This is a genomic window from Pseudomonas sp. R11F, assembly GCF_050312575.1.
Classification (GTDB): Bacteria; Pseudomonadota; Gammaproteobacteria; order Pseudomonadales; family Pseudomonadaceae; genus Aquipseudomonas; species Aquipseudomonas palleroniana.
Genome location: NZ_JBNPJU010000057.1, coordinates 199,805 through 220,456, shown reverse-complemented (window position 1 = coordinate 220,456; position 20,652 = coordinate 199,805). Strand labels below are relative to the sequence as shown.

Annotated in this window: 17 protein-coding genes; 10 read left to right on the top strand and 7 right to left on the bottom strand. The window is 61.4% G+C overall.

Translation table 11 applies throughout. From position 1 onward, the window contains the following. Nucleotides 1-111 precede the first annotated feature (111 nt). Genes ACQRBV_RS16570 through ACQRBV_RS16560 form a run of 3 tightly spaced genes read right to left on the bottom strand, consistent with a single transcriptional unit; the run spans nucleotide 112 to nucleotide 3,045 of the window. On the bottom strand, nucleotides 112-429 hold the full coding sequence (locus ACQRBV_RS16570; RefSeq protein ID WP_060755960.1) for an AtuA-related protein: 318 nt from the start codon (nucleotides 427-429) through the stop codon (nucleotides 112-114). After that, nucleotides 426-1,751, bottom strand: coding sequence for an acyclic terpene utilization AtuA family protein (locus tag ACQRBV_RS16565; protein ID WP_060755961.1), 1,326 nt, complete (start codon nucleotides 1,749-1,751; stop codon nucleotides 426-428). The genes ACQRBV_RS16570 and ACQRBV_RS16565 overlap by 4 nt, the downstream gene beginning before the upstream one ends. Nucleotide 1,752: 1 nt before the next feature. After that, nucleotides 1,753-3,045 carry a CitMHS family transporter gene (locus ACQRBV_RS16560; RefSeq protein WP_060755962.1) on the bottom strand — a complete coding sequence of 431 codons (1,293 nt, stop codon included), beginning with the start codon at nucleotides 3,043-3,045 and terminating at the stop codon, nucleotides 1,753-1,755. 125 nt (nucleotides 3,046-3,170) lie between these two features. On the opposite strand from ACQRBV_RS16560, the gene ACQRBV_RS16555 reads away from it, so the two are divergent. Beyond that, entirely contained in the window at nucleotides 3,171-4,055 is an 885-nt protein-coding gene (locus ACQRBV_RS16555; protein WP_411985129.1) for a LysR family transcriptional regulator, read from the top strand. A 59-nt stretch (nucleotides 4,056-4,114) separates the two neighbouring features. Here the strand turns inward: ACQRBV_RS16555 and ACQRBV_RS16550 are convergent, their stop codons facing one another. Beyond that, nucleotides 4,115-4,717 carry a glutathione S-transferase family protein gene (locus ACQRBV_RS16550; RefSeq protein ID WP_060755964.1) on the bottom strand — a complete coding sequence of 201 codons (603 nt, stop codon included), beginning with the start codon at nucleotides 4,715-4,717 and terminating at the stop codon, nucleotides 4,115-4,117. Between the two features lie 10 nt (nucleotides 4,718-4,727). Continuing rightward, nucleotides 4,728-5,894 carry a PLP-dependent aminotransferase family protein gene (locus ACQRBV_RS16545; RefSeq protein WP_411985130.1) on the bottom strand — a complete coding sequence of 389 codons (1,167 nt, stop codon included), beginning with the start codon at nucleotides 5,892-5,894 and terminating at the stop codon, nucleotides 4,728-4,730. Between the two features lie 81 nt (nucleotides 5,895-5,975). On the opposite strand from ACQRBV_RS16545, the gene ACQRBV_RS16540 reads away from it, so the two are divergent. The 3 genes from ACQRBV_RS16540 to ACQRBV_RS16530 all read left to right on the top strand — a co-directional run bounded on the left by ACQRBV_RS16540 (nucleotide 5,976) and on the right by ACQRBV_RS16530 (nucleotide 8,664). Further along, on the top strand, nucleotides 5,976-6,410 hold the full coding sequence (locus tag ACQRBV_RS16540) for a MarR family winged helix-turn-helix transcriptional regulator (protein WP_104994389.1): 435 nt from the start codon (nucleotides 5,976-5,978) through the stop codon (nucleotides 6,408-6,410). 187 nt (nucleotides 6,411-6,597) lie between these two features. Further along, nucleotides 6,598-7,944, top strand: a complete 1,347-nt coding sequence (locus ACQRBV_RS16535) for an NCS2 family permease (protein ID WP_411985131.1) — start codon at nucleotides 6,598-6,600, stop codon at nucleotides 7,942-7,944. 81 nt (nucleotides 7,945-8,025) lie between these two features. Continuing rightward, entirely contained in the window at nucleotides 8,026-8,664 is a 639-nt protein-coding gene (locus tag ACQRBV_RS16530) for a LysE family translocator (RefSeq protein WP_104994391.1), read from the top strand. Here ACQRBV_RS16530 and ACQRBV_RS16525 read toward each other — a convergent pair. Both ACQRBV_RS16525 and uraH read right to left on the bottom strand, forming a co-directional pair. Next, on the bottom strand, nucleotides 8,642-13,873 hold the full coding sequence (locus ACQRBV_RS16525) for a dermonecrotic toxin domain-containing protein (protein WP_411985132.1): 5,232 nt from the start codon (nucleotides 13,871-13,873) through the stop codon (nucleotides 8,642-8,644). The genes ACQRBV_RS16530 and ACQRBV_RS16525 overlap by 23 nt on opposite strands. Before the next feature lie 152 nt (nucleotides 13,874-14,025). Continuing rightward, nucleotides 14,026-14,379, bottom strand: coding sequence for a hydroxyisourate hydrolase (gene uraH / locus ACQRBV_RS16520; RefSeq protein ID WP_411985133.1), 354 nt, complete (start codon nucleotides 14,377-14,379; stop codon nucleotides 14,026-14,028). Nucleotides 14,380-14,724: 345 nt separating this feature from the next. Between uraH and puuE the strand changes: the two genes are divergently transcribed. The 6 genes from puuE to ACQRBV_RS16490 all read left to right on the top strand — a co-directional run bounded on the left by puuE (nucleotide 14,725) and on the right by ACQRBV_RS16490 (nucleotide 20,635). Next, nucleotides 14,725-15,651, top strand: a complete 927-nt coding sequence (gene puuE, locus ACQRBV_RS16515) for an allantoinase PuuE (RefSeq protein ID WP_060755971.1) — start codon at nucleotides 14,725-14,727, stop codon at nucleotides 15,649-15,651. Continuing rightward, complete coding sequence (gene uraD, locus ACQRBV_RS16510; RefSeq protein ID WP_411985134.1) at nucleotides 15,648-16,163, top strand: 2-oxo-4-hydroxy-4-carboxy-5-ureidoimidazoline decarboxylase; 516 nt, start codon at nucleotides 15,648-15,650, stop codon at nucleotides 16,161-16,163. Before puuE ends, uraD begins: the two co-directional genes overlap by 4 nt. A 41-nt stretch (nucleotides 16,164-16,204) precedes the next feature. Beyond that, entirely contained in the window at nucleotides 16,205-17,200 is a 996-nt protein-coding gene (alc, locus tag ACQRBV_RS16505) for an allantoicase (RefSeq protein ID WP_090369595.1), read from the top strand. Between the two features lie 84 nt (nucleotides 17,201-17,284). Then, the gene (locus ACQRBV_RS16500) at nucleotides 17,285-17,788 is read left to right on the top strand and encodes an ureidoglycolate lyase (RefSeq protein WP_090369593.1); all 504 of its coding nucleotides are present in this window, start codon (nucleotides 17,285-17,287) and stop codon (nucleotides 17,786-17,788) included. A gap of 51 nt (nucleotides 17,789-17,839) precedes the next feature. Next, the gene (locus tag ACQRBV_RS16495; RefSeq protein WP_411985135.1) at nucleotides 17,840-19,138 is read left to right on the top strand and encodes a urate hydroxylase PuuD; all 1,299 of its coding nucleotides are present in this window, start codon (nucleotides 17,840-17,842) and stop codon (nucleotides 19,136-19,138) included. Nucleotides 19,139-19,291: 153 nt separating this feature from the next. After that, nucleotides 19,292-20,635, top strand: coding sequence for a nucleobase:cation symporter-2 family protein (locus ACQRBV_RS16490; RefSeq protein WP_060755976.1), 1,344 nt, complete (start codon nucleotides 19,292-19,294; stop codon nucleotides 20,633-20,635). Nucleotides 20,636-20,652: the final 17 nt, after the last annotated feature.

The following is a 20,652-nucleotide window of genomic DNA, read 5'->3' as shown; positions in this document are numbered from 1 at the left end:
TGGCGGTGTGTCAGTCACGGTTTCTGAACCTGACACACCGCTATCGGGAGCAAGCCCCCTCCCACAATTTATCCATCGCCCGCTCTATCGCTTACTTGCCCCCTCCCACAGTCAGCGTGTCGCCAAATCCAGATCCAATAACGCCGAACCCAGGCACTTGCCATGCGCATCCAGCGCCAGCGAACGGGTGACGCCACCGCGCAGAATCCCGGGCAACACGAAGTTCAGCGCCTGCACGTTCGGCAATTCATAACGGCGTACCGGCGCTGCACCCGGCTCGCGCAGACCGGCAAAATACTCGGCCACGCGTTCGGCTGTCAGCTGTTCACATAGCCATGGGTAGTCTTCGGCGCGGTAGGCAATGATCGAGATATTCGACGTATCGCCTTTATCCCCGGTGCGGGAATGGGCCAAGGTATGCAACTTCATGCCTGGATCCTCGGGTTGACCACACTACGCGGCACCATCAACGATGCCACCGCCACTACCTGGCGTACGCTCTTGCTCGCACCGCCGCCGCCTGACGGGCCGTTGGTGTAGAGGGTTTCCACTTCATTGCCGACCCGCACCGCCTCGTCGCGATCTTCGCAACGGGCAGCGACGCGCAGGCGGACTTCCCAGGGTTCGACGCTGCTGCGCGGGCCGTGCAGTGAATCCATGCCGATCAGTTCGGCGCGCACGTCCTGCATCTTCACGCCCGCCCACTCAAGGCGTTTGAGCACGATATCCCGGGCCAACTGCGCCCGTGCGACCGCACCCGGCCCGCCGTAGGACATCTGCCCCTCGCCAATCCAACCGTCCAGATAACCGACGCTGACCTTCAACTGCTCGGGCCGTGCATGTCCAGCGGCACCCTGGGCGCGAACGCGATCAATCCCCTCCTCCACGAACGCCACCCGAGAGAAGTCCGCCGTCACGTCCGGGGTCAAGTACGCCGCCGGGTCATGCACTTCGTAGATCAATTGTTCGGTACAGGTGGCGCGGCTGACCCGCCCGCCGGAACCTGAGACTTTGGTAATCACCGCCTCCCCCTCGGCATCCACCTCGGCCAAGGGAAACCCCAGACGGGCGAGGTCTGCCACATCCTTCACACCGGGGTCGGCAAAATACCCACCACTGACCTGCCCCGCGCACTCCAGCAAATGCCCCACCAGCGTGCCGCGCCCCAAGCGCTGCCAATCATCCGCCGCCCAGCCGAACTCAAACATCTGCGGCGCCAGAAACAACGAAGGGTCAGCCACGCGCCCGGTAATCACCACGTCGGCATCCGCGTGCAGCGCCTGCAAAATAGCGTCGACCCCCAAGTAGGCATTTGCCGAAATCAGCCGCTTGCCCAAGGAGCCCAGGGTCTGCCCGTTATCCAGCCGTTGTTCGGGCCGCAGGGTCGCCAAGACATCGTCGCCGATTGCAGCCACTACCCTGAGGTTCAACCCCAGTTCATCGACCATTCGCCGCACTTCAATCGCCGCCGCGACCGGGTTGGCTGCGCCCATGTTGGTGATCACCCGCAGGCGACGACGCCCCGCGTACCGCCCCACAAATGGCAACACACGGCGCATGCGCTCACTCAACAACGGGTCATAACCGCCCTGCGGGTCGCTGATGCGTGCCTGCTGCGCCAGCGCAATGGTGCGTTCAGCCAGGCATTCGAACACCAGGTAGTCCAGGTCACCCTGTTCGGCCAGTTCCACGGCAGGTTCGATACGGTCACCGGAATAGCCGGCGCCGGAACCGATGCGCAAGGTTTTCATCTCAAATCACTCCCAGGAGCAACGCGGTCAGGGTCATCAACACCGACGCGGCAAACAGAAAAGGGATGGTAAAGCGCTGGTGATCGGCCAGTTCGATCTTGCACAAGCCCACCAGCAGGAAGGTCGCCGGGGTCAGCGGGCTGACCGGGAAGCCGGTGGTGTGTACCCCCAGCAACGAAGCCTGGGCCACTTGCAGTGGGTCGACACCCAGTGCCTTGCCGACTTCGGCGATCACCGGCATTACGCCGAAATAGTAGGAATCGGGGTCAAACAGCAGGCTCAACGGCATGGAGATAAAACCCACTACCGCCGGGATCAGCTTGCCGTGGCCCGCAGGAATCTGCGCCACCGCCACCTCGGCCATCGCCTTGAGCATGCCGGTGCCCTGCATGATGCCGGTGAACACGCCGGCGGCGAGCAGGATACTGGCCATGGTCAGCGCGGTCTTGGCGTGGGCGTCGATGCGCGCACGCTGGGCGTCCACGTTCGGGTAGTTGATGCACAGCGCCACCACGGTGCCGAGCATGAACATCACCACCGGATCGACCCAGCCGGCAATCATCACCACCATCACCAGCACGGTGAGAATCAGGTTGGCCCAGAACAGCCGCGGGCGGCGCAGTTGGATATCCGCGTCACTGAGCACCCGCTGCGGCACCGCATCCACCGTCGAGCCGGCGCCCAGGCCCAGGCGTTTTTCCTCACGCCGGCCCAGCCACCAGGCACACGCGAAGACAAATACCAGGCCGACGACCTGCACCGGAATCAGCGGCTGGAATAAGTCCGCCACCGGCACATGCAGCGCGGCTGACGAGCGCAGTACCGGCCCGGTCCACGGCAGGAAGTTGACCCCGGCCGCCATGGCACATACACAGGCCAGGATGCGCTTGTCGATGCCCAGCCGCGTATACAGCGGCAGCATCGCCGGCACCGTGACCAGAAAGGTCACCGCGCCGGAGCCATCCAGATGCACGAGCAGCGCCAGGGTCGCGGTGCCTACAACAATTCGCGTAGGACGCGTCCCTACCGTACGCAGGATGCGATCAATGATGGGGTCGAGCATGCCGGCATCGGTCATGATCCCGAAAAACAGGATGGCAAAGACAAACATGCCCACCACCGGGGCGACGTTCTTGATACCGGTGATGATGAAAGCGCTGGTTTGCAGGCCGAACCCGCCGAGCAGCGCGGCGATGATCGGCAAGGCGATCAGGGCCACCAGCGGTGAGAGGCGTTTGCTCATGACGGCAGCGAGCAGGCACAGGATGGTTATGACACCCAGGGTTGCGAGCATGGGGGACTCCAGAGCGGCCTGGTTGGCCGGTTATTGTTTTCCCTGGAGTATTGGAAGCGGGTTAGTCTTTGTAAATTGGAATATTCACCGACCAGCGTTCGGAAAAACAAAATGAAGCAATCCCAATGAAGAATTCAATCCAACACATCCAGGCTTTCCTTGCCGTGGCCCGCACCGGCAGTTTCACCAAGGCGGCCAACGAGTTGCACCTGTCACCTTCGGCCCTGACCGTGCAGGTGCAACAACTGGAGGACTGGCTCGGCGTCACCCTGCTCGACCGCAGCCCGCGCCACGTCAGCATCACCGCCGCCGGCCGGGACGCGCGCGGCCCCATGGAAAAACTGCTGCTGGACCTGGACAACATCGTCACCGGCTCGCGCGATCTGGCGGCCCTGCGCCGAGGCGTGGTCACCATCGCCGCCCTGCCTTCGGTGTGTGCCGGTGCCCTGCCGCCGGCGTTGCGGCTGTTTCGCGAGCGTTTTGCCGGGATTGAAGTACGCCTGCAGGACTTGGTGGCCCATCGCATTCACGCGCAGGTGCGTGCAGGTGAAGTGGACTTCGGGATTGGCGTACGCGCAAGGCTCAGCCATGGCCTGGACTTCGTACCGGTGCTCAATGACCGCCTGTGTGCCTTCGTGCCGGTGGATCATCCCCTCACCCGCGATCGCCAACTGACCCTGGAGCAACTGGCGGACCAGCCGATCATCCTGACCGGCCGAGACAGCAGCGTGCGCGAGCAAGTGGATGAGCTATTCGATCAAACACGTTTGACGATGAATGCCGGCATGGAAGCCAACTACATGTCGACAGTGCTGGCACTGGTACGCCAAGGGCTGGGGATCAGCGTACTGCCGGAGTCGGCGGCGGACAGCCTGGAAGGCCTGAGCCGTATCCGTATCGATCATCCCGGGGTGAGCCGGGAGATCGGCTTGATCAGACGTAGCGGCCTGGGCTTGAGCCCGGCTGCGCAACGCTGTTTTGACCTGCTGGGCGAACAACTCGCTACCTAGCGCCACGCCCGGCAGCGCGATGCTGGTGAGTCACCGCCCGCACGCCGCAATCGCGCACCTCAGCCCAGCATCGGCACATGCCTGGGATGGCTGGCAACGCGAGCCAACCAGGCCTGCACACCCGGATAAGCGCCCAGGTCAAAACCACCTTCATGGGCCACATGGGTGTAGGCATACAAGGCTACGTCGGCAATCGAGAACTGCTCTCCCACCAGATACGGCGTGAGTTGCAGTTGGCGCTCCATGACCTTGAGCGCCTTGTAGCCGCCTTTGTGCAGCTTCTGGTATTCCTCCAGGCGCTCTTGCGGCAGGCCCAGGTAAAACTGGATAAACCGCGCCACGGCAATGTACGGCTCATGGCTGTACTGCTCGAAGAACTGCCATTGCAAGACCTGGGTGCGCAGGCGCGGTTCGGAGGGCAAAAACTCGCTGCCATCGGCCAGGAAGTTGAGGATCGCATTGGACTCCCACAGGCAGGTGCCGTCTTCCAGTTCCAATACCGGAATCTTGCCATTCGGGTTCTTGGCCAGGAATTCGGCGGTCTGGGTGTCGCCGTTGAGGATATCGACATCGACCCATTGGTACGCAATGCCCAGTAGGTTGAGCATCAACTTGATCTTGTAGCAGTTGCCCGACTTGTAATCGCCATAAACCTTGTACATGGGGCTCCCCTTATGCCGCTTGCGCGTGCTGTGCTTGACGGACCACCGCGGCCAGGCGCTTGAGACCTTCGTCCAGGCGGGCCGGGTCAATATGGCTGAAATTGAGTCGCAACGAGCCCAGATGCTGGTCCGGCTCGGAAAAGAACGGTTCACCGGGCATGAACGCGACGCCCTGCGCCAATGCCTGCGCCAACAAAGTGCGGGTATCGAGGGGTTGTTTCAAGGTCAGCCAGAAGAATAATCCGCCCTGGGGCACTTGCCAGTCGGCCAGTTCGTTGAAATGACGCACCAACGCGGCCTGGAATGCGTCGCGGCGCTCACGGTAAAAACTGCGCAATTGCATCAGGTGCTGCTGGTATTTTTCAGTGCCGATCCATTGCATCGCCTGCCACTGGCCGACGCGATTGGTATGCAGGTCCGCTGACTGCTTGAGCTTGAGCAGGTGTGGGAACAAATCCGGGCTGGCGATCAGATAACCCACGCGCAGGCCGGGCAACAGTGTCTTGGAAACCGTGCCGGTGTAGATCCAGCTGGCTTTTTTCAGGCGCCCGACGATGGGCTGTGCGCTGCCGCCATCAAAGGTCAGTTCGCGGTAGGGCTCGTCTTCGATCAGGGTCACGCCGAACTCATCGAGCAAGGCGGCTACGGCTTCGCGCTTGGCCTCGCTGTAACGCACAGCCGACGGGTTTTGAAAGGTCGGGATCAGGTAGATGAACGCCGGTTGATGGCGTGCAAGGCTGGCGCGCAATTGCGCCAGGTTGGGGCCGTCGGCTTCCAGTGGCACGGTGAGGCAGTCGGCGTCGAACAGTTGGAAGATCTGCAGCGCGGCCAGGTAGGTCGGGCCTTCCAGCATAATCGGCGTGCCCTTGTCGATATACAGCTTGGCCGCCAGGTCCAGGGTTTGCTGGGACCCGCTGACCACCAGCACCTGGCTGGCCTGGCACGCCACGCCCAACGCACGGGCCTCGGCCGCCAGCAATTCGCGCAGCGCAGGCTCGCCTTCGCTCATGCCGTATTGGCCCATGTTCAGCGGCATATCGTCCCAATTCAACGCGGGCAACATCGCTTCGGCAGGCAGGCCACCGGCGAAGGACATCACCTCCGGGCGCTGGGCCGCCGCGAGGATTTCACGGATCAAGGAGCTTTTGAGGCGCGTAACACGTTCAGAGAAGGCCATAAGGTCACCGCTAGCGAAGCCTGTGGGAAATACGTCAAACTGGTTGACCGAAATTACGACGGCTTGCACGGATACGTCAATATGCTTGACCTTAAAAACCCCACCGCCCAGCAAGCGGCCATGGAAGCGTTCTTCTTCGGCTACCAGGCCTTTACCGCCAAGGCCGACGAGATGCTCGGACGCCGTGGCCTGAGCCGTGTGCATCAGCGCATCGTGTTTTTTATCGCGCGCTACCCGGCAATCAGCGTGAAGCAACTGCTGGAATTGCTCGGTGTGAGCAAACAGGCGCTGAACATGCCCCTGCGCCAATTGCAGGAAATGCACCTGGTCAATAGCGTTGCGTCCGAGACCGACAAGCGCAAACGCCTGCTGGAACTGACCGAAGAAGGCCAGCGTTTCGAGCAGTCATTGCGCCGTGAGCAAGTGAAGTTGTTGCAACGCGCCTTCAACGAAGCCGGGGAAGACGCCGTGACGGGCTGGCTGGCGGTGAATCAGGCACTGAGTGCGGCGAATTAGCCTTTCATCATCTTTTGCGCAGCTGATCGAAAACATTATTTGCTTTATTTGTATACAAAAGCATAATCCTCTGCGTGCGAGTTCCTGACCTATTGGTCAACAAAACCCGCCAGTACCTCAAAGCGCTGTTGCCCACATTCGTGACCGGCGCGGGAAATAACAATAAAACTCTTGAGGAGTACTCGCTGTGGATAGCCGCAAATCCGAAGCCCCTACGCTGGAAATCGCCCCGCCTGGCAACAGTTGGCTGGAACGCCTGTTCAAACTCAGCTTGCATGGCACCACAGTGAAGACCGAACTGATCGCCGGCCTCACCACCTTCATCACCATGGCGTACATCATCTTCGTCAACCCGAACATCATGGCCGACGCCGGCATCGATCACGGCGCGGCATTCGTCGCCACCTGCATCGCCGCCGCGCTGGGTTGCCTGTTGATGGGCCTTTACGCCAACTGGCCCGTGGGTCTGGCGCCGGGCATGGGCTTGAATGCGTTTTTCACCTACACCGTGGTCGGCACCATGGGCTACCACTGGGAAACCGCGTTGGGTGCCGTGTTTATTTCCGGCGTGCTGTTCATGGGCCTGACATTGTCCCGCGTGCGCGAATGGCTGCTCAACAGCATCCCGGTCAGCCTGCGCCATGCCATGGGCGCGGGCGTGGGCCTGTTCCTCGGGGTGATTGGCTTGAAAACCGCCGGCATCATCGTCGACAGCCCGGCCACGCTGATCAAGCTCGGCTCGCTGCACGAACCGGCACCGCTGCTGGCGGCCATGTGTTTCCTGCTGATTGCCATCCTCAGCTACCACCGCGTGTTCGGTGCGATCCTGATCAGCATCATCGCCGTGACCCTGGCCGGTTGGGGCCTGGGCCTGGTGCACTACAACGGCATTCTCTCCACGCCGCCGAGCCTGGCACCGACCTGGATGGCCATGGATGTGAAGGGTGTATTCAATGTCAGCATGATCAGCGTGGTATTCGCTTTTCTTTTTGTACACATGTTCGACACCGCAGGTACACTGATGGGCGTCGCGCAGCGCGCCGGGCTGGTCAATGCCGATGGCAAGATCGATAACCTGTCCCGCGCGCTGAAGGCCGACAGTGCTTCCAGCGTGTTCGGTGCCATGGTCGGTGTGCCGCCAGTGACGAGCTACGTGGAAAGCGCTGCCGGTGTCGCCGCCGGCGGCCGCACAGGGTTGACGGCCGTGACCGTGGGCGTGCTGTTTGTGGCGGCGATGTTTTTTGCGCCGCTGGCCGGGATGATTCCGGCCTACGCCACGGCCGGGGCGCTGATCTACGTGGCGATGTTGATGATGGCGAGCATGGCGCATATCCATTGGGATGAAGCCACCGACAGCATCCCAGCGATTGTCACCGCGATCATGATGCCCCTGACGTTCTCGGTCGCCGACGGTATCGCCCTGGGCTTCATCACCTATGTGGCGCTCAAGGCAGGCACCGGCAAGTACCGCGAAATTTCCGTGAGCCTGTGGGTGCTGTGCGCGATCTTTATCGCCAAATTTGTATTTCTATGAAATAGCGGCAAGTTTTCAGCGGCAAGCGACAAGCTTTCAACTTGCAGCTTGCAGCTTGTCGCTGACAACTGGAGGAATGAAATGACGATTGAAACCTGGCTACTGTTCAGCGGCGCAGCGTTGGTGGTGATCCTGATCCCGGGGCCACTGTCATTGTTGATGATCAGCAACAGTCTCAACTACGGCCTGCGCCGTTCGTATCCAGCGTTTCTCGGTGGGGTGTTTGCCTCGATCTGCCTGTTAAGTGCCTCGGCCCTGGGCCTGGGCGCCCTGTTGCTGGCATCGGAGCAGTTGTTCAGCGCTTTGAAGATCCTCGGCGCGGCCTACCTGTTCTACCTCGCCTGGCAGAGCTGGCAGCAATCTCGCCAGCCAAGCCAGGCGGCCGTGGTGCCGCAGGCGGTAACGACGCCGCGCTTTCGTGCGCTGTTTGGCCGAGCGTTTGTGCTCGGCGCCAGCAACCCCAAGGACATCCTGTTCTTCGCCGCCTTCCTGCCGCAATTTCTCAGCAGCCAGCAGCCGTTCCTGCCGCAACTGCTGATCATGATCGCCACCTGGACCCTGCTCGACCTGCTGTGCAAACTGGCCTACGGGCTCAGTGCCCATGGCGCTGCGCGTTACTTGCGCAGCGGCAAAGGCCAGAGCTGGTTCAACCGCGTCAGCGCCGGGCTGTTCGGCGGCGCCGGGATGGTGTCGTTGGTCAAGGCGACGGGGCCACTTTGACGAAATAAACGCTGGGTGGAATCTTGCCTGAAACAGGCCATTGAATGCCCGCCACGATCCGCACCAGGCGCCCCTCTTCCAGAGCACGCTTGACTCGCGCGAATATCATCGAGCTCGGATGACGGTTGATGGCTTTATTGAACCAATCATCCGTCAGCCCGCCACGCAATATGATGGACGCACGCTCAACCCAATGAATGGCGATGTAGTACAGCTTGTTTGAAAGAGGATGGGTGGCGACCAATTCACTCGTGGGCTTTCTGCCATGCCTGACGCTCATCTCCTCCACATCGAAACCCTGCTGTTGCAGCACGCGCCGGACTGCCGGAAGCTGCGCATTGTTTCGTTCGAGTGCCAGCTTACTGCGGGCGGGCCGTAATGCGGGGTCTAACCCAGTCACGCGAAAATCGATACGAGTAAAGCCCAGGGTCTTGTCGTTGTAACCGACAAACAGAGACACCCCGCGCCTTTCGGTGGGCCGCAACATTCTCAGCAAATCATCCGTCTGACCGGGCCTTGCAGGGGCAGCAGGCAACCACTTGTCCAAGGTCGCACGGATATTGAGCAGGTGAGTGGCCGTTGCAGGGCGCCGTGGGCCTGACAACTCGATCATTCTTGCAACCGTGAAGTCTTGGCTTTTACGGGTCAGGGTGGGAAACGCCTCCCCCACGTACTGCGTCAGCGGCTTATCGAACAGCGGCAGATGAAGCTGCCACCCCTGGGCTGAAGTGCGTGAGGCCGGAAGAGGCTGCTCACTCGGCGCCGTGCGGGTCCAACGCTCGATGTCGGCACTGGCCAAGGACACCAGCGGTTCATCCCTTGTAATAAACACGATGCGGTTCAACGGTGCCTGATCGCCTTGGGGAAGCAGCCGGTAATAACCGCTCAAAGGATCCACCAGGCTGGTATTCGCGGGTGCCACTCGCAGGGCGTTGTAGGAAATGCCTGGGCTGGCCAGAGGTACATGAAACACCCCGGGCGCCGGGGAACTCAATTGCTCGGTAACCGGAATCTGCATGCGCCAATCCAGCCAATGGGTCGCCGGGTTGGATGACTGCAGGATGGCGTCCTCCGTCGCGGTGCGTAAAACCGGTGGCCACCAGTCAGGCGGTGCTGACGCGGGCGCACGCCAGGGGTTGAGCACGCCTGAACTCGTCCCGGCCACCGGTTGGGGGGCGTCTGCGCCGAGTAACCGCTCGCTCTGTCGAGGACTGTTCAAGATCAATTCATTCTGGCCGGCGACCCGGGGGTTCTTCAAGCGAAACGCCGGCTCGTTGCCGCGTCGGTAGACCGGATAATGGTGCGTGTCGTCAGCCACAAATGACGCGCCGTCCTTCACATGGATGCCGAACCGATCCGGCCCCTTCAACGCCACGGCCCCTTTGGGCACGCCCTTGATTTTGAAATGCTCCAAGGCTTTGAGCTGCATCACGGGGGGCGGCGCAAGCCGGGTTGAGCCACCCTGCGCGGACATGCGCAGGCGATGAATACGCCCCAACGCAGCCCTTGCGATGGGGCGAGCGACACGCGATGTGCCCTGCCCTGCCGGCTTCGGGCCGGGCATGACATTCACTAGCAGGTCGACGATCAAAAAACTGCTCATGAAGCCCACATCGACAGCATCGTGCGCATCGCCAAAGCGATGGTAGTGGCGCGCCGCAAGCAGCAGCTCATAAACATCATTGAGCACGCCGAACAAGGGAAAGAAAAACTGCGAGAGAAACGCGACGATCCGGCGAATGCGAGTCTGGCCCTGCTCACCCAGCCGCTGCGCTCGGTACTGTTCCAACTCTTTGCCGGAACGGCTGGATGCCTGAGCCTGGCGCTGCAGTTCGAGCACGTTGGCTTGATACAGCAAGGCCTGGGCATCGCTGTGGGAGGTGGCGACAATCGCCAGCCAGTCCTGCGGATCACTGGCGATCTGTTCATGGATGATGCTTTCTATCTCACTCAGTTGCGCCGTGGGCTCCAGGTGCTTGATGTTGAATGAGCGTATGAACTCGATCCCCCGCAGGATCCCCTTGACCATGGAAACGCCCGGCAAGGGATAGGGAATATCGAGCACCCCAGCAGGCGTAGCGGCCCGAGCCGGATGATGAGTGAGCGCCTCAAACGCCCAGCCGGGTGCGACCTGCCGCGCCAGCAGCCTGACGTTGCCAGGCAGTGCGCCGACTCGATTCAACTGCGCTCGGGCCTGTTCCAGGCTGCCGTACTCAGTGAGTACCCACCCTTGCGGAGCTTCGGGCCAATAGACCACACACTGATCAGTGAGCAGGTCTTGCACCACCACCAGCCCTGCGATGTAGCGATCATGCTGCATGGTGTGCCCCACCAGGTGGACCACATGCAATTGCAGCGCAGGCTGGAGCGTTCGCGTCGCCATGGCGCTGCGCAACAACGCCTGCGCACTCGCCGTCAGCCCCTGCTGAGCCGCCGAGTAGAGATGCTGTGCAGCACCCGCTTGCAACGTGCGATTCAATAACGCGGGAATACGCCCCTCAGTCGCTGTGGGGGCAGCACCGGCAGGCGGATAAAACACTGATTGGATCAACCTGTCGTACTCGCCACCGATATCCAGTGAAGCCACCATGGGGATCAGGTAGGCGGCGTTCAGGCGTTCTTGCCACTGGGGTTGCAGATAGCGGGCGCGGTTGAATCGCCAGTGTGTCCAGGGCGCCAACGGGTCCAGGTTATGCAGCGCCAATTGCAGCAGGCTGAACGTCGTGCGCTCAAGGGTAGCGGTCAATATGGGTTTGCGGTCCCCGACTGAGCAGCGGCTTTCCCACCCGCAAAAGCTGTCCTGCACATCATCGGGCAGATCAATCAACGGTTGCTCGATATCCAGCTGCGCCGGCATGCCATCCTGGCGCAGGCGGTCCGTCAGCGCACGGCGGGCAAACGAGCCGAGGTCAGGCAGGCAGTCTTGCAGGTGACGGGCGAAGGCGAAGGCGCTGCTCAACTGCAAACGCCACAAGCGCCTGAAATGCTTGCGCTGGGCACGGGATGCAGCGGCCAACCAGGCCGGTATTTTCTTCGACTCAGACGCGACCTTGCGCATCAGTTCAACATGGGTATGCGCCTGGTTCAGCGCGCTGTTCGCCGGGACCATCAATTGGCCTTGCAGCTCGAACATCAACAGCGAGCGGCTCAACCCGGCATCCGTCACTTCACTGAAAATACGCGTGATGTCCTCAGTGCTGCTGTGCAAACGGTCGTAGGTCCCAAGCAGTTTCTTGAGGCCGGTGAGGGCAGGCTTGCCGGGGATGTCGAGGTAACGCACGTTCAGGGTTTCACGCGCAGCGTGGGCGCGCAGGTCGCGGCGCTTATCGTGCTCCACGCAACCCCATAGCACCGAATCGTCACGGCTGCTCAAACTCACCTTGAGGCTCTGAGTCAAGGCATCCAGCCCGGAAAATGCAAGCAGGCCACCGGCTGCACCGAACGCGTACACCACCACAGGTCGCTGGCGGGTCGGGACCCTCACGGCGGCGGCGGTCGTGATGACCCAGACGTTGTGCAGGGGGTAATAGGCATCAGGCTCGTTGCCGATGGCGATGGACATCACCCGGGTCTGACTGCCCGGACGTCGGGAGGCCAGAGGCTGGTCTATGACTTCAATCATCAGCGCCCGATGCGCGCTACCCAGCAACCTGAGCCGGTGCTGCAGCTCAACCTCAGAGCGCAGCGCCTCGGCTTGAGCATTCAGGAACAACGAAACACGCCTGGGCGTGCCTGCCCCGCCGGGCCGCTCGGCCCAAAAAACCAGCTCAAGTGCACGTTGCTGTGCATCCTGCATCAACGCTTTCAACACTTGTGCATGGACTTCGCGCTGGCTCATCAGCGACAGCAACGCCTGATAGGCTGGTGTCTGTGCACTGGGATCATCCGCAGCCAACAGCGTAACCAGGCCTTTTTCGTAGCGTTTGACCTGCCGCTCCACCGTCAGCATCGCCAACGTGGGCGCCGTGCTGGCAAACACAATTTCTGCCTGCCGGCGTTGGCGGTCCCAGCGCAGTAATTGATCACGCAGCAGACCCAGCCGAGCGCCGCCGACCTGTTGTTTGCGCGCGCCTTCCACATAGGCAAGAAAAGCCCCGGCCTGCAGCGGTTGGGGCCGAGGCCGAGCGGTTGAAAACACCTGCGCGAGATTGACCTGCATCGCACAGGCCAACTCATTGGCCCATTGCCCACTCAATAAGGCCTCGGCCCCTTGCGCCAGAGCGTCGCCGGTCACTGCGTGGCCACGCACGAAGCGGGTTGTCGGGGACAAGTCCGCCGGCGGGCAGGCGCCATTGCGCTGATCCAGGGGTAAACACTGCCACAGTTCGTGAAAGCGCTCGCGGCCCAACTCCAGCAAGCCGCATTGAAGGACGTCGAAGCTGGGGTATTCATGAAAATTGCGCCCTCCACCCGGCAGGTAGAGGACATGGGGCGCATCAACGGGCTCGCCTTCACGGTATAGATGCAAGGCACCGGGAATCGCCAGCGCAGGTGAGCCGGGCCACAGCAACCGACCCACTTGCACACTGGCCCAGCTACCGCCGGCACGCTGCCGGGCTTCGGCGCTCGGGGCGTCGATGACCGCCTGGACCATCAGCATTCCCGCGCTCGATAACTCGTCGAGTTGGCGCGCGATGAAGGCGCGATCGGCGAAGAGCTGTGTGTGCAACGCAGCCCAACGTTCCCGCCGCGTCAGCCAGGAACCCTGCACCAGCGTGTCCCAGTAGGCTTTTTGCGCGCCGGCCAAGACCTCGAGCAGCCCCATCGCACACAGTCGTTGCAAGGCTTGCAATGGGGTGTAGGGCAAGCGCCGGCGCGGGCGGCCCTTGATGCTCAACGCGGTAAACGCGTTGACGTTGACCGCCACCGACGGCTGCACCAGCGAGAACAAGGCCCGATCAGTCAAGGTATCGACCTTTTGCGCTGCCCGGGGTGGCTTCGGTTCGGTAAAAATCAGGCTGTCCGGGTCCATCTCGAACGCTTTGCGCAGCTCGGTTCGCAGCACATTCAGCACTTTGGGTGAACGACCGAGCAGATGAACCAGCGCTTGGGTCGATTCGCTGCACCGCAGGTCGGCAAGGGCGATCTGATTGATCAGGCGGCTGGGGTGTGGATGGGTGTTGATTCGCCAGCGCAATTGATCGCGGATGCCCTGGAGTGCGGCTTCGGCGGCCACTGCTGAATCATCGGTGTCGAGGAGCGGACCCATGGTGCTTTCTTCTCAATGAGGAAAGCACCCAGCCTAGGCAACGCCGTCGGCCCAAGGGCGCTAGATAATTGATCCCATGACCCATAAAAAAGCCCGCAGTGTGGGCGGGCGAAAACCAACGAAGAGCTTTGGGGGTGTGAAGCGAGGTGACGCTAGCTACCGCGATAGGTGGAGTAGCTGTAAGGCGAAATCAGTAGCGGCACGTGGTAATGCTCCTGTTCGGCGCTGATCCCGAAGCGCAATACCACCACATCCAGGAACGCCGGCTCCGGCAGTTGCACGCCACGGGCGCGGTAGTAGTCACCGGCGCTGAATTGCAGTTGGTACACGCCGCTGCGGTAGGCATCGCCTTGCAGCAGGGGCGCATCGCAGCGGCCATCGCTGTTGGTGTGTGCGGTGGCGACCCGTTCAAGCTGCGCGCCTTCGACGCGATACAGCTCTATCTTGATCGCGCTGCCGGGGCAGCCGTGTGCGGCATCCAAAACGTGTGTAGTCAAACGTCCCATGGCGTCGGCGCGCCTCCCGTGGTCAGTTGAAGAGTGAGCCGCACTTTTTCAGGGCAGCGAAAAAGCCGGCGATGGCTGATTAAGACACTTTTTAAAAAAATTGTACACAATAAAAATCACAAACCTTTGCATCAGTCCGCGGCTGGTACTCAAACAGGCGATTCATACGTAATCCTTGCTTTTAAACGACCTTTTGTCCATTAGCTGACCAACCAGGCAAGTTTCTTGCTACACCATTCACACAGCGTCCCGCAGAAAAAATGCAGAAATGCGGGCTTACAAAGTGGCTGATAAGTTGTATACAATCACTCATCGCCAACACGACGAACAAGAAGGAAGACTGCAGTGAGCGCTGACTACCCACGCGACCTGATCGGTTACGGCAGTAACCCTCCTCACCCCCATTGGCCGGGCAAGGCGCGCATTGCGCTGTCTTTCGTACTCAACTACGAAGAAGGTGGTGAGCGCAATATCTTGCATGGTGACAAAGAGTCCGAAGCCTTCCTCTCGGAAATGGTCTCGGCCCAGCCGCTGCAGGGCGCACGCAACATGAGCATGGAGTCGCTGTACGAATACGGCAGCCGGGCCGGTGTGTGGCGCATTCTCAAGCTGTTCAAGGCATTCGATATTCCGCTGACCATCTTCGCCGTAGCCATGGCCGCCCAACGCCATCCGGATGTGATCCGCGCCATGGTCGACGCCGGCCATGAGATCTGCAGCCATGGCTATCGCTGGATCGACTACCAGTACATGGATGAGGCCCAGGAACGCGAGCACATGCTCGAAGCTATCCGCATCCTTACCGAATTGACCGGCGAGCGCCCACTGGGCTGGTACACCGGGCGCACCGGCCCCAACACACGGCGGCTGGTGATGGAGGAAGGCGGTTTCCTCTACGACAGCGACACCTACGACGATGACCTGCCCTACTGGGAACCCAACAACCCCACCGGCAAGCCGCACCTGGTGATCCCCTACACCCTGGACACCAACGACATGCGCTTCACCCAGGTGCAGGGGTTCAACAAGGGCGATGACTTTTTCGAGTACCTCAAAGATGCGTTCGACGTGCTTTACGCCGAAGGCGCCGAGGCCCCGAAGATGCTTTCGATCGGCCTGCATTGCCGCCTGATCGGCCGTCCTGCGCGCCTGGCTTCGTTGAAGCGGTTCATTGAATACGTCAAGGGTCACGAGCACGTCTGGTTCACTCGCCGGGTGGACATTGCGCGTCACTGGCAAGCGACCCATCCCTATGCGGGAGCGGCGAAATGACTGCATTCCAGAGCCTGAAACCCTCGACCCTGAGCCGCGACGAATTCGTCAACGCCTTCGCCGACATCTACGAACATTCGCCATGGGTGGCCGAAAAAGCCTTCGACCTGGGCCAGGATGCGTCGATCGACCAGATCGAGACCCTGCACCAACGCATGAGCGATATCCTGTTGAGCGCCGATCACGCCAGCCAGCTGGCCCTGATCAACGCTCACCCGGACCTGGCCGGCAAAGCCGCCGTCCAGGGCCAACTGACCGCAGCCAGCACTGATGAACAGGCCGGCGCGGGGATTCACCAGTGCACGGCCGAAGAGTTCTCTCGCTTCACCGAGCTGAACGAAGCCTATAAGGCCAAGTTCAAGTTTCCCTTCATCATGGCGGTAAAAGGCAGCAACCGGCACCAGATCCTGGCCGCGTTCGAAACGCGCATTCACAACCCGGTGGACACCGAGTTCAAATGCGCCCTGGCCGAGATCAACAAGATCGCGTTGTTCCGATTACTGACCCTCTAAACGACCATCCCCAGCCACTCAATCCAAGGCAGACAAGAAGAATGAAAGCGCAACCCGTACCTTTCGAAAAGTTCGTCAACCTGGCCGATGCCCGCCTGGGCACCAAGATCCTCTCGGTGACCGATGACTGGTTCGCCGACGCCAACCGCCTGTTCCAGCCGACCCCGGCCGTGTGGAAGGAGGGCGTTTTCGATGACAACGGCAAGTGGATGGACGGCTGGGAGTCACGCCGCAAGCGCTTCGAAGGCTACGACAGTGCCGTGATCCGCCTGGGCGTACCGGGCTCGATCAAGGGCGTGGACATCGACACTTCATTCTTCACCGGCAACTACCCGCCGTCGGCGTCCCTGGAAGCCTGCTTCCTGGCCTCGGGCGACCCTGACGAAAACACCCAGTGGGTGGAAGTGCTGTCGGCCGTCGAGCTGCAAGGCAACAGCCACCACTACCATGAAATCAACAACGACCAGGCGTTCAGCCACCTGCGCTTCAACATCTACCCGGACGGCGGCGTGGCCCGTCTGCGTGTGTACGGTGTGCCGTTCCGCGACTGGTCGTCGGTGGGTGACAACGAACAGGTCGACCTGGCTGCCGCACTGAACGGCGGTCGCGCCCTGGCCTGCTCCGATGAACACTTCGGCCGCATGAGCAACATTCTGAACCCGGGCCGTGGCATCAACATGGGCGACGGCTGGGAAACCGCGCGTCGTCGTACACCGGGCAATGACTGGGTGATCGTCGCCCTGGGCCATCCGGGCGAGATCGAGAAGATCATCGTCGACACCCTGCACTTCAAGGGCAACTACCCGGACACCTGCTCGATCCAGGGCGCATTCGTGAAAGGCGGCACCGACAGCCAGATCGAAACCCAGTCGCTGTTCTGGCGCGAACTGCTGCCGGCGCAGAAGCTGGAAATGCATGCCGAACACACCTTCGCCGAACAGATCAAGGCACTCGGGCCGATTACCCACATCCGCCTGAACGTGTTCCCGGATGGCGGTGTGAGTCGCCTGCGTGTCCTCGGCAAAGTCGCCAAGTAACGCCTGAGCGGACGCGGAGCGTCCAGGGCAACGTTCCCACGCAGAGCGTGGGAGCGATCAATAGACAAGATTAAGAAGACAGCCATGCGCACACTGATGATCGAACCCCTGACCAAAGAAGCCTTTGCCCCTTTCGGAGACGTTATCGAAACCGATGGCAGCGATCACTTCATGATCAACAACGGGTCGACCATGCGCTTTCACAAGCTGGCGACGGTAGAAACCGCCACGCCAGAAGACAACGCGATCATCAGCATCTTCCGCGCCGACGCGCTGCCGATGCCGCTGACCGTGTGCATGCTGGAGAGACACCCGCTGGGCAGCCAGGCTTTCATTCCGCTGCTCGGCAACCCCTTTCTGATCGTGGTCGCGCCACTTGGCGATGCACCTGTATCAGGCTTGGTCCGCGCCTTCGTCACCAACGGCAGGCAGGGCATCAATTACCATCGCGGCGTCTGGCACCACCCGGTGCTGACGATCGAAAAGCGGGATGACTTCCTGGTGGTTGATCGCAGTGGCACAGGCAATAACTGCGATGAGCATTTTTTCAAAGAGGATGAGCGTTTGATCCTCGCCCCCCACCAATAAGAGAAGGTCTGATCACCCGACAACAAGGGTGACAGGCGAGAGGTAAAGACTGTGGAAGCACATCTGTTGGAATGGCTGAACCTGAGCGTGCGCTGGGTTCACATGATCACCGGCGTCGCCTGGATCGGCGCATCCTTCTATTTCGTCTGGCTGGAAAACAACCTCAACCGCGTCAACCCCAAGGACGGCCTGGCCGGTGACTTGTGGGCGATCCACGGTGGCGGTATCTACCACCTGGAAAAATACAAACTGGCCCCACCGACCATGCCGGACAACCTGCACTGGTTCAAATGGGAAGCCTATTTCACCTGGATGTCGGGCATTGCGCTGCTGTGCGTGGTGTTCTATTCCAACCCGACCTTGTACCTGCTCGCCCCCGGCAGCAGCCTCAGCGGCCCGGAAGGCGTACTGCTGGGCATCGGTTCGCTGTTCGTCGGCTGGTTCGTCTACTCCTTCCTCTGCGACTCGGCCCTGGGCAAGCGCCCAGCCCTGCTCGGCTTGATCCTGTTCGTGCTGTTGATTGCCGCCGCGTACGGTTTCAGCAAGGTGTTCAGCGGCCGCGGCGCCTACCTGCACGTGGGTGCCGTGATCGGCACCATCATGGTCGGTAACGTGTTCCGTATCATCATGCCCGCCCAGCGCGCACTGGTAGCGGCCATCGCGCAAAACCGCACGCCTGACCCGGCCTTGCCGGCCAAGGGGCTGCTGCGTTCGCGACACAACAACTACTTCACCTTGCCGGTGCTGTTCATCATGATCAGCAACCACTTCCCGAGCACCTACGGCAGCCAATACAACTGGCTGATCCTTGCCGGTATCGCAGTGGCGGCGGTGTTGGTACGGCACTACTTCAACACCCGGCACAACAGCCAGAAGTACGCGTGGACCTTACCGGTCGGTGCGCTGGCGATGATTTGCCTGGCGTACGTGACCGGCCCGAAACCGCTGGCAACCGCACCGGACGTAGCCAAGGCCCCCGCCGCTATCGAGTACCAGCCCTTGCCGGAAACGGCGTTGGGTGGCGGCCTGAAACCTGCTGCGCCGACGGCACCCGCAGCTGAACCGGCGGCTGCGCCCGCCCAGGCCACGATTGATTTCGACAAGGTGCACGGGGTGATCCAGGAACGCTGCGCCGTGTGCCATTCGGCCAAGCCCACCAGCCCCCTGTTCAGCACGGCCCCGGCCGGCGTGATGTTCGACACCCCGGCGCAGATCCAGCAGCAGGCGGCGCGCATTCAAGCGCAGGCCGTGGCGAGCCAGATCATGCCGCTGGGCAACATCACCCAGATGACCCAGCAGGAGCGGGATCTGATTGGCACCTGGATCAACCAGGGGGCCCGCACCAACTGATTGGTTCACACAGTTCCAATGTGGCAGGGGCTTGCCCCCGATAGCAGTGTGTCATTCAAAACATCAGTGACTGAACCACCGCCATCGGGGGCAAGCCCCCTCCTACAGATTGCGCTCCAAACAACACAACAATAAAAAGATTCGAGGTGTTGCATGTCCCAGTTAGAAACGCAGCCCCCTGCCGCGCCCGCGATGGTGCGCCTGCCCCTCTTGCAACTGCTGCTGGTCGGCCTGCAACACGTCTTGCTCATGTACGGCGGCGCCGTCGCCGTGCCGCTGATCATTGGCCAGGCCGCAGGCCTCAGCCGTGAAGAAATCGCCTTCCTGATCAACGCCGACCTGCTGGTGGCTGGTATCGCCACCCTGGTGCAGTCGTTCGGCATCGGCCCGGTGGGCATTCGTATGCCGGTGATGATGGGCGCCAGTTTCGCGGCGGTCGGCAGCATGGTCGCCATGGCCGGCATGCCCGGGATCGGCTTGCAAGGGATCTTCGGTGCAACCATTGCCGCCGGGTTCTTCGGCATGCTGATCGCACCGTTCATGTCCAAGGTGGTGCGCTTTTTCCCGCCGCTGGTGACCGGTACGGTCATTACCGCCATCGGCCTGTCGTTGTTTCCGGTGGCCGTGAACTGGGCCGGTGGCGGCAGCGCCGCCGCCACGTTCGGCTCGCCGATTTACCTGGCGATTGCCGCGCTGGTACTGGCCACTATCCTGCTGATCAACCGCTTCATGCGCGGTTTCTGGGTGAACATCTCAGTGCTGATTGGCATGGCGCTCGGCTATGGCTTGTGCGGCATGCTCGGCATGGTCGACCTCAGCGGCCTGGCGCTGGCACCGTGGGTGCAAGTGGTGACGCCGCTGCATTTCGGCATGCCCAAGTTCGAATTGGCGCCGATCCTGTCGATGTGCCTGGTGGTGGTGATCATCTTCGTCGAGTCCACCGGGATGTTCCTCGCCCTGGGCAAGATCACCGGCCAGGAAGTCACGCCAAAAATGCTGCGCCGTGGTTTGCTGTGTGATGCCGGCGCATCATTCTTCGCCGGCTTCTTCAACACTTTCACGCATTCCTCCTTCGCCCAGAACATCGGCCTGGTACAGATGACCGGCGTGCGCTGCCGCTCGGTGACGATCATGGCCGGGGTCTTTCTGCTGGTGCTGAGCCTGCTGCCCAAAGCGGCCTTTCTGGTGGCATCGATTCCACCGGCAGTGTTGGGCGGTGCAGCGATTGCGATGTTCGGGATGGTGGCGGCGACCGGCATCAAGATCCTGCAGGAAACCGACATCGCCGATCGTCGCAACCAACTGCTGGTGGCGGTGAGCATCGGCATGGGCCTGATCCCGGTGGTGCGCCCGGAGTTCTTCGCCCAGCTGCCGCTGTGGATGAGCCCGATTACCCACAGTGGGATTGCCATGGCCACTCTCAGCGCATTGTCGCTGAACATACTGTTCAACATCCTCGGGGGGGCCGAACGACCCGCTGTCGCCCCTACCCACTGATTCCTTCGTTAACAATA

What these genes read in the sequence shown, in the direction of transcription:
- ACQRBV_RS16570 (WP_060755960.1), bottom strand. Translation starts at nt 429, where the DNA reads ATGAAGTTGCATACCTTGGCCCATTCCCGCACCGGGGATAAAGGCGAT.
- ACQRBV_RS16565 (WP_060755961.1), bottom strand. Translation starts at nt 1,751, where the DNA reads ATGAAAACCTTGCGCATCGGTTCCGGCGCCGGCTATTCCGGTGACCGT.
- ACQRBV_RS16560 (WP_060755962.1), bottom strand. Translation starts at nt 3,045, where the DNA reads ATGCTCGCAACCCTGGGTGTCATAACCATCCTGTGCCTGCTCGCTGCC.
- ACQRBV_RS16555 (WP_411985129.1), top strand. Translation starts at nt 3,171, where the DNA reads ATGAAGAATTCAATCCAACACATCCAGGCTTTCCTTGCCGTGGCCCGC.
- ACQRBV_RS16550 (WP_060755964.1), bottom strand. Translation starts at nt 4,717, where the DNA reads ATGTACAAGGTTTATGGCGATTACAAGTCGGGCAACTGCTACAAGATC.
- ACQRBV_RS16545 (WP_411985130.1), bottom strand. Translation starts at nt 5,894, where the DNA reads ATGGCCTTCTCTGAACGTGTTACGCGCCTCAAAAGCTCCTTGATCCGT.
- ACQRBV_RS16540 (WP_104994389.1), top strand. Translation starts at nt 5,976, where the DNA reads ATGCTTGACCTTAAAAACCCCACCGCCCAGCAAGCGGCCATGGAAGCG.
- ACQRBV_RS16530 (WP_104994391.1), top strand. Translation starts at nt 8,026, where the DNA reads ATGACGATTGAAACCTGGCTACTGTTCAGCGGCGCAGCGTTGGTGGTG.
- ACQRBV_RS16525 (WP_411985132.1), bottom strand. Translation starts at nt 13,873, where the DNA reads ATGGGTCCGCTCCTCGACACCGATGATTCAGCAGTGGCCGCCGAAGCC.
- uraH (WP_411985133.1), bottom strand. Translation starts at nt 14,379, where the DNA reads ATGGGACGTTTGACTACACACGTTTTGGATGCCGCACACGGCTGCCCC.
- uraD (WP_411985134.1), top strand. Translation starts at nt 15,648, where the DNA reads ATGACTGCATTCCAGAGCCTGAAACCCTCGACCCTGAGCCGCGACGAA.
- alc (WP_090369595.1), top strand. Translation starts at nt 16,205, where the DNA reads ATGAAAGCGCAACCCGTACCTTTCGAAAAGTTCGTCAACCTGGCCGAT.
- ACQRBV_RS16500 (WP_090369593.1), top strand. Translation starts at nt 17,285, where the DNA reads ATGCGCACACTGATGATCGAACCCCTGACCAAAGAAGCCTTTGCCCCT.
- ACQRBV_RS16490 (WP_060755976.1), top strand. Translation starts at nt 19,292, where the DNA reads ATGTCCCAGTTAGAAACGCAGCCCCCTGCCGCGCCCGCGATGGTGCGC.